This window comes from Pseudomonas citronellolis, assembly GCF_900112375.1.
GTDB lineage: Bacteria > Pseudomonadota > Gammaproteobacteria > Pseudomonadales > Pseudomonadaceae > Pseudomonas > Pseudomonas citronellolis.
The window spans coordinates 67,788-80,111 of sequence record NZ_FOLS01000019.1; the positions used below are offsets into that span (position 1 = coordinate 67,788).

Consider the following 12,324-nt stretch of genomic DNA (forward strand, 5'->3'; position numbering starts at 1 on the left):
ACACTGCCGGGCGCCTTGCTTTGTAAACCACGGGAAACCCGATGACCGCCGCCTCCGCGTTGTCCGGCAGCAGCCAGCCCCTGAAGGGCATCCTTCTGGTGGTGCTGGCCACCTCGCTGTTCTCCACCCACGACGCCCTGTCCAAGTACCTCTCCGGTTTCTACCCGATCCTGCTGGTGGTCTGGGCCCGTTACGTGGTGCACACGCTGCTGATGGCCGGCATCTTCCTGCCGCAGTCGGGCCTGCGCGTGCTGCGTACCCGCCGGCCGGGGCTGCAGACTTTGCGCGCGTTGTGTCTGCTGGGCACCAGCCTGCTGTTCACCACCGGCCTGCAGTACATCCCCCTGGCCGAGGCCACGGCGGTCAACTTCCTCGCCCCACTGATGGTCACCGCGCTGTCGGTGCCGCTGCTGCACGAGAAGGTCAGCGCCGGGCAATGGGCCGCGGTGAGCCTGGGCTTCGCCGGGGTGCTGGCGATCGTCCATCCCGGCGGTGAGTTGTTCACCCCGGCGGTGTTGCTGCCGCTGGGTTCGGCGCTGTGCTTCTGCTTCTATCAGCTGCTGACGCGCAAGCTGGCGGCGGTGGACAGCCCGACCACCAGCAACTTCTTCGCCGGCCTGCTGAACACCGCGCTGACCACGGCGATGGTGCCCTTCGTCTGGCACACCCCGAGCCTTGGCCATGCGCTGCTGATGCTTGCCCTGGGCACCTGCGGCATGTCCGCCCACCTGTTCCTCACCCAGGCCTTCCGCCACGCCGCGCCGGCGCTGTTGGCGCCCTTCGGTTACTGCCAGATCGTCTTCGCCGGGGTGATCGGCTGGCTGGTCTTCAGCCACGTGCCGAGCGCCAGTGCCCTGGTGGGGATTGCAGTGATCTGCCTGAGCGGGTTGGCGGCGGCCTGGATGCAGCGGCGGGGGTGAGGGGGCCGTGTAGGAGCGAGCTTGCTCGCGAAGGGAGTTTTCCGGTGGCGTCGGTGCTGGGTTCAAGAGCCCCTCACCCCAACCCTCTCCCAGAGGGAGAGGGGGCTGTCCTGAGCCGCCGGGAAGTCTGGAGTCATCCTGATATTCCTGGAGCGTAGGGTGCATAACCGTTCGCGGTTATCCGCCTCCGTCCGTGCCACCGATGCGTCCGGCGGGGCCGGTGAATCCAATCGCGGACGGAGTCCGCTCCTACGTCCGTGCTTCCTGGAACCGTAGGAGCGGACTCTGTCCGCGATTTTCCGCTGCGGGGCGTCGGACCTGGGCTCTCGCGATGTAGGCAGCTTCCGTTTCTTCTCCAGGGTGATAGCCAGGTGTGCAGCAGCGCACCCCGGGCAGGCGCCCGGCAACCGTACTTTCTCCCCCTCGCACAGACGCCGGTGAGGGGGATTCCATTCCCGAAGCAGCACTCGCCTCGTCTGAGACCTATTGGTAAATGGTAACGAGGAGGTTACTATGGCGGCCATAGAGGTGGTCGAGTATGTCCGGGAAGACGCGTCCTGCCCCTATCAGGAGTGGTTCGACTCCCTGCATTTCCAGGCGGCGGCCAAGGTTGCCACCGCCAAGGTGCGCATGGCGGTGGGCAACACCTCCAACGTTGGCATCGGCGAATACCGCATCGACTGGGGGCCGGGCTACCGGATCTACCTGGCGAGGGACGGCGAGGCGCTCATCGTGCTGTTCGGTGGTGGCAGCAAGGCCGGCCAGGCAGCGGATATCCGCAAGGCGAAGGCGCTGCATGCCGAGTACAAGCAACGGAAGAAGGCCCGGTTCGGGCCGCAGATGAGAGGGTGATTCCAATGGCACTGACCAGGGATTTCAAACAGACCGTCGTCGCGCGGGTGCAGCGCGAACCGGCATTTGCCACCGCGCTGCTCGACGAGGCCGCTTCGCTGTTCCTCAACGGCGAGCCGGACGCCGCGCGCCTGATCCTCCGCGATCTGGTCAACGCCACCCTGGGCTTCGAGCGCCTGGCGCTGGAGACGGAACGGCCGAGCAAAAGCCTGCACCGCATGCTGTCGGCCTCGGGCAACCCGGGCATGGACAACCTGGCGGCGATCTTCGATGCCCTGCGCCGCACCCTGGGGGTGGAAATCCAGGTGCGGGCGGTGCATGTCGCCTGACGCCGCCCCAAGAAAAAAGGCCCCTGCTGGGGCCTTTTTTCATTCTCGGGCATTACCTGTTCAGTGGCTCGCCACCCGCAGGCTGTTCTGCCGCGCGCTGTCGTAGGCGGCTTTTTCCAGCGGCTTGGCGTCAGGCTTTCCCAGGTCTTCCATCGGCAGGCGGTGGGTTTCCGGGGCCAGGTAGGCGGCGAAGGCGCACAGGCAGGTGATGAGGAAGGCCAGGCTGCCGATCAGCATCGGGACGTTGTCCGAGCCGGGCGGGGCGACGGCGGCGAACAGCGCCGGCAGCATGGCGGTGAGCATGGTGCCGATGTTCTGCGCGATGGCCATGGCCGAGACGCGGTAGCGGGTCTGGAACAGCTCCGGGTAGAAGGACGGGAACACCGCGTTGTAGCCCTGGTACACCAGGCCCCACATCAGCAGCGACATGACGAAGGCCAGCGGCACGTTCTGGATGCTGATGGCGTACAGGTAGCCGAAGGCGAGCAGGCCCGAACCCAGGGCGCCAAAGATCAGCGTCGGGCGGCGGCCGATGCGGTCGGAGAGGTTGCCGACGAAGGGAATGGCCAGCACCGCGACAATATTGCCCACCACCGGGATCCACAGGTACACGCTCTTGTCGAAGCCGATGCCGTAGGCCGGCTGCACCGCGTAGGCCGCGCCGAAGATGGTGGCCACCACCGGGATCACGTTCATCAGCGACATGACCATCACCAGCAGCATCTGCTTCCAGCTGTTGCGGAAGGCCTCGGAGATCGGCGACTTGGCCACCTGCTGCTTGGCTTCTTCGTTGACGAAGGCCGGGGTCTCGTGGACTTCGCGGCGGATGATCAGGCCGGCGATCAGCACCACGGCGCTGAGCAGGAAGGGAATCCGCCAGCCCCAGGCGTTGAAGGCGTCGTTGGGCATGAAGTAGGCCAGCGGCAGGAACACCGCGGCGGCCATCACCTGGCCGGCCTGCACGCCTTGCAGGGTGTAGCTGGCGAAGTAGCCGCGGCGGCCGAAGGGCGCGTGCTCGAGGATCATCGAGCTGGCCCCGGAGATTTCCCCGGCCACGGCGAAGCCCTGCACCAGGCGCAGCACCACCAGCAGCGCCGGGGCGAGGAAGCCGACGTCGTGGTAGGTCGGCAGCAGGCCCACGGCCATGGTCGACAGGCCCATCATGAACATGCACAGCAGCAGCACGTTCTTGCGCCCGCGGGTATCACCCCAGTGGCCGAGGAAGAAGGCGCCGATCGGGCGGGCCAGGTAGCCCACGCCGTAGGTCGCCAGCGAGGCGACGATGGCCATCTTCGGGTCGGAGGAGGGGAAGAACAGCTGCGGGAAGATCAGCGCAGCGGCCTGGGCGTAGATGAAGAAGTCGTAGTACTCGAGAGCCGAGCCGATCCAGCCACTGGCGGTGGCTTTCTTGGCTTGGGAGCTGGAGGAAGTCGCCATCGTTGTCTCCGGTTCTTGTTGTTGTCGGTGCCTGCCCGGGCACCGCGCCCTTCGGGGGCGTGTGCGCTGATCGAACAGGGGCACTGAGGTCGTCGCTAAGGCCCCTGGCCGGGGCCCGTGTCGGAAATGCGCCGGGCGGCGCGGCTCAGGGCTGGGGGCGAGCCGGCGTTCGTGTTGGGCTGGAGACGGCGGCGGTGAGGAGGCGTGCAGTCAACATGGGCAGGGACTCTTGTTGAAATTGTTATAGGGCAAGGCGTCTCGCGGGCCAGGGGAGGCATGGCCCTGGTGTGTCGCGGTGAATCCATGGTCGGCCACTGGACGAAAAACCGTCAATTCGCTGATCGGCCTTTTGTTCGCTGATCGAACACAAAACTAACTGGTTCGTACAATTTGCCTTGCCGCTGGAAAATACCCTGCGAATAATCCAATGACCAGCCGTGCGTCCTACGGCTGGCGATATTTCCGAAGGTCGCCGACAGCCGGCGGCCAGGCCATGGCTCGCAGAAGCCAGCAGCACAGGAGCCCCAGCATGCAGCGCTCGATCGCCACCGTCTCCCTGAGCGGTACCCTGCCCGAGAAACTCGAAGCCATCGCCGCCGCCGGCTTCGACGGCGTGGAGATATTCGAAAACGACCTCCTGTACTACGACGGCAGCCCGCGCGACGTGCGCCAGATGTGCGCCGACCTGAATCTGGCTATCACCCTGTTCCAGCCCTTCCGCGACTTCGAGGGCTGCCGCCGCGAGCGCCTGGCGCGCAACCTGGAGCGCGCCGAGCGCAAGTTCGACCTGATGCAGGAACTGGGCACCGACCTGGTGCTGGTGTGCAGCAACACCGTCGCCGATTCCCTGGGCGAGCGCGACATTCTCGTCGACGACCTCCGCGAGCTGGCCGAGCGCGCCGGCAAGCGCGGCCTGCGCATCGGCTACGAGGCCCTGGCCTGGGGCCGCCACGTCAACACCTGGCAGCAGGTCTGGGACCTGGTGAAAGCCGCCGACCACCCGGCCCTGGGCGTGCTGCTGGACAGCTTCCACACCCTGTCGATCAAGGGCGACCCCAGCGGCATCGCCGACATCCCCGGCGAGAAGATCTTCTTCGTGCAGATGGCCGACGCGCCCGTGCTGGCCATGGACGTGCTGGAGTGGAGCCGGCATTTCCGCTGCTTCCCCGGCCAGGGCGAGTTCGACCTGGCGGGCTTCCTCGCGCCCATCCTGCGCAGCGGCTACAAGGGCCCGCTGTCGCTGGAAATCTTCAACGACGGCTTCCGCGCCGCGCCGACCCGCTCCAACGCCGCCGACGGCCTGCGCTCGCTGCTCTACCTGGAGGAGAAGACGCGCCGCCTGCTGGAGCAGGACGCCGCGCCCGCCGGCGACCCCGGCATCCTCTTCGCGCCGCCGCCGGCCAGCCGCTACGACGGCGTGGAATTCCTCGAGTTCGCCGTGGACGAAAACCTGGGCGCGCGCCTGGGCAACTGGCTGGAGAAGCTCGGCTTCGCCCGCGCCGGCGAACACCGCTCCAAGGCGGTGAGCCTGCTGCGCCAGGGCGACATCAACATCGTGCTCAACGCCGAGCCGTACTCCTTCGCCCACAACTTCTTCGAGGCCCACGGCCCCTCGCTGTGCGCCACCGCCCTGCGGGTGCGCGACGGCGCCCAGGCCCTGGAGCGCGCCCAGGCCTTCCGTGGCCAGCCGTTCCGCGGCCTGGTCGGCCCCAACGAGCGCGAGGTGCCCGCGGTGCGCGCCCCCGATGGCAGCCTGATCTACCTGGTGGAGCCGGGCGCGCCGGGGCAGACCATCTACGACAGCGACTTCCGCCTCGACGCCCAGGCCCGCGCCAGCGGCAACCTGCAGCGCATCGACCACATGGCCATGGCCCTGCCGGCCGACAGCCTGGACAGCTGGGTGCTGTTCTACAAGGCGCTGTTCGACTTCGAGGCCGACGACGAGGTGGTCCTGCCCGACCCCTACGGCCTGGTGAAAAGCCGCGCCATCCGCAGCCGCTGCGGCAGCCTGCGCCTGCCGCTGAACATCTCGGAGAACCGCAACACCGCCATTTCCCACGCGCTGTCCAGCTACCGCGGCTCGGGCGTGCACCACATCGCCTTCGCCTGCGAGGACATCTTTGCCGAGGTCACCCGCGCCAAGCAGGCCGGGGTGCCGCTGCTGGACATCCCGCTGAACTACTACGACGACCTGGCGGCGCGCTTCGACTTCGACGACGAGTTCCTCAGCGAACTGGCCTACTTCAACGTGCTCTACGACCGCGACGCCCAGGGCGGCGAGCTGTTCCACGTCTACACCGAGCCGTTCGAGGGGCGCTTCTTCTTCGAAATCCTCCAGCGCAGGAACGGCTATGCCGGCTACGGCGCGGCCAACGTCGCCGTGCGCCTGGCGGCCATGGCCCAGGCGCGCAGCGGCGCCGCGCGCAAGCCCAAGCTGTAGTGCCCGGGGGCGGCGCGGCAAGCCCCGCGCCGCTTCCCTTGGCGGGGTGGCGAGGCCCATAATCGGCGCTCTCCGTGAGGCTGCGAGCCAACCATGCCGAATGTCGTCGAACCCCTGGACCCCGCCGAAGTGCGTGGCAAGGGCCGCAAGAACAACCCCGAGAAAACCCGCGAGGGCATCCTCCAGGCGGCCATCGCCGAGTTCGTCCAGCAGGGCCTGTCCGGCGCCCGGGTGGACGCCATCGCCGAGCGCACGCACACCTCCAAGCGGATGATCTACTACTACTTCGGCAGCAAGGAGCAGCTCTACGTCGAAGTGCTGGAGAAGCTCTACGGCGACATCCGCCACACCGAGGACAAGCTGCACCTGGCGGAACTGGAGCCGCTGGAGGCGATCCGCCGCACCGTGGAGTTCGCCTTCGACCACCACGACCGCAACGTCGACTTCGTGCGCATCGTCTCCATCGAGAACATCCACCACGGCGAGTACGTGAAGAAGTCCACGGCGATCCGCTCGATGAGCAACAACATGCTGCTGTCGCTGGCCGAGATTCTTCGCCGTGGCGCCGAGCAGGGCCTGTTCCGCGAGGGCATCGACCCGCTGGACCTGCACCTGTTCATCAGCTCGTTCTGCTTCTACCGCGTATCCAACCGCAACACCTTCGGCGAAATCTTCCAGATCGACCTGGCCGACGAGCAGGTCAAGCAACGCCACAAGCAGATGATCTGCGAGGCGGTGCAGCGCTACATCCAGCGCTGAGCCCGGCCAGCTCCAGGCCGGCGAGGTAGCCGAAGGTCATGCCCGGCCCCAGGGTGATGCCGCCGCTGGGGTAGTGGCCGGCCATCACGCTGGCCATGTCGTTGCCCACCGCGTACAGCCCCTCGATGGCCGCGCCGCTGCCGTCCAGCACCCGCGCGTGGGCGTCGGTGCGCAGGCCGGCGAAGGTGCCGAGGCTGCCGGGCAGCAGCTTCACCGCGTAGAACGGACCTTTTTCCAGGGGCCGCAGCGACGGGTTGGGGCGCTGCCGCGCCTCGCCCTGGGCCTTGTTGTAGGCCGAGCGGCCGCGCTGGAAATCCGCGTCCTCGCCCAGCGCCGCGTGTTCGTTGAAGCGCTCCACCGTCGCCTGCAGTTGCTCGGCGTCGATGCCGCAGCGCGCCGCCAATTGCGCCAGGCTGCGGGCCTTGACCAGGTAGCCGCGGCGCTCGTAGGGCAGGTCCGGGAAGGGGAATGGCTTCACCCAGCCGATGCCGTAGCGCCGCCGCGCCCGGGCGTCGGCGATCAGCCAGGCCTCGTGAGGCTCGCCCGGCGGCGTGGCGGCGAACAGGGCGTTCATGAAGTCGTGGTAGCAGTCGGCCTCGTTGGCGAAGCGCCGGCCGTCGCGGCGCACGCAGAGGAAGCCGGGCTTGGCCCGTTCGATCAGGTGCGGGAAGTGGCCGACGCTGCCGTCGCGGCGCGGCACCAGCGATACCGGCACCCAGGCGCCGGCGTGGGCCAGGTCGTCGCGGACCTGCGCGCCTACCGACTCGCCCAGGCGCAGGCCGTCGCCGCTGTTCTGCGGCGGCGCGGCGGAATGGTGCTGCCAGCCGTCCGGGGCGTGGGGCATCAGTCGGGCGATGCGCTCGCGGTCATGGGGGAAGCCACCACAGGCCAGGACCACGCCGCGGCGGGCGCGGAACTCCAGGGTGTCGCTACGCGCACCGGTCACCTTGCCGCCTTCGCGGAGCAGTTCGTGGATCGGCGTTTGCGTCAGCAACTGCACCTTCAGGTCCAGGGCGCTGCGCAGCAGCCGCGCCACCAGGGCGTTGCCGTTGACCAACTGCGTGCCGCGCCCGTAGCGCAGGCGCCCATACCAGTGCCGGGCGATGCGCTTGAGCGCGTAGAGCGCGGCTTTCGGCGAGCGTGTGGCGTCGAGGAAGTTGGCCAGGTCGGCGCCGCCGGCGATGCCCATGCCGGCCAGGCTGACGAGGTCCAGCGGCTCGCGCAGGTGGCGCAGCCAGGGGCCGAGTTCGCGGCCGTCGTAGGGCTGGGCGCACAGCGAGCGGCCGCCGGCGGCGGAGCCCTCGCCATCGCGCATGTCCGGCATGCGCGTGCCGCTGAAGAACTGCACGGCGCTGTGACGCTGGAAGAACTCGACCATCTCCGGGCCATGGCGGAGGAAGGCGGCCTGGCGCTCGTCCAGTTGCTCGGTATGGACCTGCGCCTTGAGGTAGCGCTCTGGCGCGTCGTCCGGCTCGACGCGGCCCTCGGCGAGGGCCAGCGGGTTGCGCGGAATCCACAGCCAGCCGCCGGACCAGGCGCTGGTGCCGCCGAGCTGCGCGGCCTTTTCCGCGACGACCACGCGCAGGCCGTGGTGCGCGGCGCTGACCGCGGCGGCCAGGCCGGCGGCGCCGGAGCCGATCACCAGGACGTCGCAGTCGAGGGTTTGCAAGGTGGGCATGGGCTTTCTCTTGTCGTTATCGGGGCGCGCGGAAGGGCTCCGCGCGCCGGGGCCATCACTGCAGCGGGGAGAAGCCGGTGGGTTTCATCAGCCGCGATTCCAGCTTGAGCACGGCGCCCAGTTCCCGGTTCAGCTTGCCGAACTCGGCCCAGCGCGGGTCGGCGGCCATGCTGGCGCGGCGCTGCATGCGCTCGTCCAGGCTCTCGTAGGCCCACAGGTGCACCACCTGGCTGCATTCGCCGAACTCGGTGGTGAAGAAGCCCACCAGCCTGCCCAGGTGCTCGGTCTGCACCTCGTAGGCGTGGCTGCGGTACAGGGCCAGCCAGTCGGCGAGTTTCAGCGGGTCGATGCTGTAGGTGCGCAGTTCGTAGTACATCGTCAGTGCTCCAGGGTTGCTTGTTGCGAGGCCGGCGCGGCGAGGCGCGCGGCTATGTGGTTGGCCGCCAGCCAGGCGAAGGTCAGGCCGGGGCCGAGGGTGATGCCGGGGCCGGGATAGGTGCCGTCCATCAGCGAGTTCATGTCGTTGCCGGCGGCGTAGAGGCCGGGGATCGGCTGGCCGTCGCGGCCGAGCACGCGGGCCTGGCCGTCGGTGACCAGGCCGCGGGCCGAGCCGAGGTCGCCGGTGTGCAGGCGGACGGCGTAGTAGGGCGCCTTCTCCAGCGGCGCCAGGCAGGGGTTGGGGCGGTGGTCCGGGTCGCCCATGTAGCGGTTGTAGCTGTTGCCGCCCTTGGCGAAGTCCGCGTCGACGCCGTTGCGCGCGTTGGCGTTGAAGCGCTCCAGCGTCTGGCGCAGGCCCTCGGCGTCGATGCCGAGGGCGCGGGCCAGGGCGTCCGGCGAATCGGCCTGGTACAGGTAGCCGGCTTGCACCAGCGCGCTGTTGTCGACCGGCTTCGGTCGCGCCAGGCCCAGGCCGTAGCGGTTCATGGCGCTGGCGTCGCAGATCAGCCAGCACTCGGTGTTGCCGCTGGCGAACATGCTCTGCACGAAGTGGTGGTAGGAGTTGGACTCGTTGACGAAGCGCCGGCCGCTGCGGTTCACCGCGATCACCCCGGGCTTGGCGCGGTCGGTGACCAGGTGCGGGAAGCGCTCGCGGCCGCCGTCTGCGTGGCGCAGCTCGGAGACCGGCGCCCAGAAGAAGTTCGCCGCCAGGCCCTCGCCGGCGGCGGCACCGACGGCCTCGCCCAGGCGCAGGGCGGCGCCGTCGTTGCATTCCGGCGACATGCTCAGGTGTTCGTCGTCGCTCGCCGGGCGGAAGCGCTCGGCCAGCTTGCCGGCGGCGAAGCCGCCCATGGCGCAGACCACGCCGCCGTGCACGCGGATGCGCTCGATGCGGCCTTCGTGCAGCACCTGCGCGCCTACCACGGCGCCGTTCTCGACCAGCAACTGCTGTGCCTCGCTGTTCAGCCACAGCTCCATGCCCTTGGCGAAGGCTGTGGTGGCCAGGCGCGCGATCAGGGCGTTGCCGGTGGTCAGGCGCGTGCCGCGGTGGTGGCTGAGGCGGTCGACGCCGTAGTGGGCCAGCAGCTTCAGGCAGTGCCACAACGACTTCGGCGAACGGCGGAAGCTGAGGAAATGCTGGATGTCCACGCGGTTCACCATCATGCCGCCGAACAGCAGCATGCCCGGCGGCGGCATGCGCAGGTCGCGGAAACGCTCGCCGAGGTGGCGGCCGTCGTACTCGACCATCTCCAGGGCGCGGCCGAATTCGGTGCCGCCTTCCTCGTCGGGGTAGTAGTCCGGCGAGTGCGGGCGCAGCGCGTAGCGCAGCTCGGTGTTGGCCTCCAGCCAGCGCAGGGCCTGGTGGCCGTTGCGGATGAAGCTGTCCACCAGCTCAGGCTTGTAGCCCGGGCCGATGGTGCGCTGCAGGTAGGTGCGCATGGCTTCTTCGGAGTCCTTCGCCCCGGCGGCGCGGGCCTGGTCGGTGCCGTAGATCCACACCGCGCCGCCGGAGATGGCCGAGGTGCCGCCGAAGCTATCGGCCTTCTCCAGCATCAGCACGCGCAGGCCCTGGCAGGCGGCAGTGGCCGCGGCGGCGAAACCGGCGGCGCCGCTTCCCAGCACCAGCAGGTCGCACTCTCGGCTCCAGGCCGGGGCGTTGAGGCTGGTCATGGCTGGATCTCCAGCGGCGTGACGCCCATGAAGGCGCCCAGGTTGCCCAGCTGCGCGAAGGCCATTTCGGCGCCGGTCTGGATGCGGCAGCCAGCCTCGCGGGCGCGCTCCAGCAGCGGGGTGATCTCCGGCTTGGTGACCACGTCGGCCACCAGGGTGTGCGTCTGCAGGCCGTCGAGCAGCATGCCCGGCAGCGGCAACTCGCCGGTGCCGCCCATGCCCACCGGCGAGGCGTTGACCAGCAGGTCGAGGCCGGCCAGGTCGTCGCAGCCCACGCCGATGCGCACCTGGGGGAAGAGGGCGCCCAGGCGCTCGACCAGGGCGGCGGCGCGCACCTGGTCGAGGTCGCGCAGGCGCAGCTCGCCGATGCCGGCTTCGCACAGCGCATAGGCGATGGCGCTGCCGACGCCGCCGGAGCCGACCACCAGCGCGCGCTTGCCGGCCGGTTGCAGGCCATGGCGCCGGGCGGCGTTGAGGAAGCCGGCGCCATCGACGTTGTCGCCCAGCAGGCGGCCGTCGGCCTCGCGGCGGATCACGTTGACCGAGCCCAGCGCCTCGGCGCGGGCGCTCAGGCCGTCCAGGCGCGGCGCCAGGGCCTGCTTGTAGGGCACGGTGACCACGCAGCCGCGCAGGTTGTGCCAGCCGCGCAGGGTGGCGACGAAGGCATCGAGGGCGTCGGCGCCCAGGTCGATGGCGATCATCGCCAGGTCGTGGCCGTTGTGGGCGAACCAGGTGTTGAAGTTCTCCGGCGACTTCACCTGCGCGATGGGTGTGCCGACGATGGCGACCAGTTCGGTGGAACCGCGAATCATGCTGACCTCCAGGGGTTCTTGGCGTTGTTCTGCTGGCCAGGGTGCGGCGGCGGGCTGTTGCGCTCAATGCGATTGACGGCGCTTTAGTGCGTTATTCGCATTGATGCTGCGATAATCGCAGTATTCGGCCGAATTACCCGGAGCCCGTGCCTTGGAAACCCCCAGCATCCATCCCCGCGACCTGATCGCCGGCCTGCAGAAGGGCCTGGCGCTGATGCAGCTGTTCAGCGCCGAGCGCCCGCGCCTGAGCGTGCCCGAGGCGGCGCGGCTGTCCGGCCTCACCCCCAGCGCCGCGCGGCGCTTCCTGCTGACCCTGGTGCACGAAGGCTTCGCCGAGACCGACAGTCGCCACTACTGGCTGACGCCCAAGGCGCTGCGCATCGGCCAGGCCTACGTGGATTCGGCGCAGTTGCCGCGCATGCTGCGGCCTATCGTCGAGCAGGTGGCGCGGCAGACCCAGGAGCACGTCTCGGTGGGCACCCGCGACGGCGACGAGATCGTCCACGTGGTGCGCAGCCGCTACAGCCACATCACCTCGCTGTCGATCCGCCCCGGCTCGCGGGTGCCCATGTACTGCACCGCCAGCGGCCGCCTGTGGCTGGCGGCGCTGGGCGAGGCTGAGCTGGCGGCCTATTTCGAACGCAATCCGCCACGGCCGCTGACGCCCTACACGCTGACGGACATGGACGCCTTGCACGCCGAGATCGCCAAGGTCGCTCGGCAGGGCTACTGCGTGGTGGACCAGGAATACGAGATCGGCATGCGCGTGATCGGCGTGCCGCTGCTGGACCGCAGCGGGCGCATGCGCGCGAGCCTGGCCATCACCACCCACGCCTCGCGCCTGGGCCTGGACGAGATGCGCCTGCGCTACCTGCCGGCGCTGTACGAGGCCCAGGCACTGTTGCGCCCGGTGGTGGACTGAGCGGGCGCTGATCGCCCGCGGGGCCTGGCGCAGACGCGTCGACGCGGCATAATCGGCGGCTCCGTG

At 69.2% G+C, this 12,324-nt stretch carries 11 protein-coding genes; 6 read left to right on the forward strand and 5 right to left on the reverse strand.

Annotated features, from left to right (window positions below):
* The first annotated feature begins 41 nt into the window (after nt 1–41).
* The 3 genes from BM060_RS18480 (at nt 42) to BM060_RS18490 (ending at nt 2,101) form a co-directional block, all read left to right on the forward strand.
* Entirely contained in the window at nt 42–920 is an 879-nt protein-coding gene (locus BM060_RS18480; protein WP_058490047.1) for a DMT family transporter, read from the forward strand.
* 513 nt (nt 921–1,433) lie between these two features.
* Nucleotides 1,434–1,772: a type II toxin-antitoxin system RelE/ParE family toxin gene (locus tag BM060_RS18485; protein WP_074981726.1), complete on the forward strand. Its 339-nt coding sequence runs from the start codon at nt 1,434–1,436 to the stop codon at nt 1,770–1,772.
* Between the two features lie 5 nt (nt 1,773–1,777).
* Nucleotides 1,778–2,101, forward strand: a complete 324-nt coding sequence (locus BM060_RS18490; RefSeq protein WP_009622874.1) for a helix-turn-helix domain-containing transcriptional regulator — start codon at nt 1,778–1,780, stop codon at nt 2,099–2,101.
* A gap of 60 nt (nt 2,102–2,161) precedes the next feature.
* Here the strand turns inward: BM060_RS18490 and BM060_RS18495 are convergent, their stop codons facing one another.
* Entirely contained in the window at nt 2,162–3,538 is a 1,377-nt protein-coding gene (locus BM060_RS18495; protein WP_074981728.1) for an MFS transporter, read from the reverse strand.
* 529 nt (nt 3,539–4,067) lie between these two features.
* Here BM060_RS18495 and quiC point away from each other — a divergent pair.
* Nucleotides 4,068–5,978, forward strand: coding sequence for a 3-dehydroshikimate dehydratase QuiC (quiC, locus tag BM060_RS18500; RefSeq protein ID WP_074981731.1), 1,911 nt, complete (start codon nt 4,068–4,070; stop codon nt 5,976–5,978).
* A 93-nt stretch (nt 5,979–6,071) separates the two neighbouring features.
* Nucleotides 6,072–6,737 carry a TetR/AcrR family transcriptional regulator gene (locus BM060_RS18505; RefSeq protein WP_069864485.1) on the forward strand — a complete coding sequence of 222 codons (666 nt, stop codon included), beginning with the start codon at nt 6,072–6,074 and terminating at the stop codon, nt 6,735–6,737.
* Here BM060_RS18505 and BM060_RS18510 read toward each other — a convergent pair.
* The 4 genes from BM060_RS18510 to BM060_RS18525 all read right to left on the reverse strand — a co-directional run bounded on the left by BM060_RS18510 (nt 6,679) and on the right by BM060_RS18525 (nt 11,336).
* Nucleotides 6,679–8,406, reverse strand: coding sequence for an FAD-dependent oxidoreductase (locus BM060_RS18510; protein WP_135499844.1), 1,728 nt, complete (start codon nt 8,404–8,406; stop codon nt 6,679–6,681). The two genes, BM060_RS18505 and BM060_RS18510, sit on opposite strands and share 59 nt — an antisense overlap.
* A gap of 64 nt (nt 8,407–8,470) precedes the next feature.
* A complete protein-coding gene (locus BM060_RS18515; protein WP_009622855.1) occupies nt 8,471–8,791 on the reverse strand; it encodes an NIPSNAP family protein in 321 nt (106 codons plus the stop codon).
* A gap of 2 nt (nt 8,792–8,793) precedes the next feature.
* On the reverse strand, nt 8,794–10,524 hold the full coding sequence (locus BM060_RS18520; protein WP_074981735.1) for an FAD-dependent oxidoreductase: 1,731 nt from the start codon (nt 10,522–10,524) through the stop codon (nt 8,794–8,796).
* Nucleotides 10,521–11,336, reverse strand: a complete 816-nt coding sequence (locus BM060_RS18525; protein WP_074981737.1) for a shikimate dehydrogenase family protein — start codon at nt 11,334–11,336, stop codon at nt 10,521–10,523. The genes BM060_RS18520 and BM060_RS18525 overlap by 4 nt, the downstream gene beginning before the upstream one ends.
* 151 nt (nt 11,337–11,487) lie before the next feature.
* Here BM060_RS18525 and BM060_RS18530 point away from each other — a divergent pair, with 151 nt between their 5' ends.
* Nucleotides 11,488–12,258 carry an IclR family transcriptional regulator domain-containing protein gene (locus BM060_RS18530; protein ID WP_074981739.1) on the forward strand — a complete coding sequence of 257 codons (771 nt, stop codon included), beginning with the start codon at nt 11,488–11,490 and terminating at the stop codon, nt 12,256–12,258.
* The last annotated feature ends 66 nt before the right edge of the window (nt 12,259–12,324 follow it).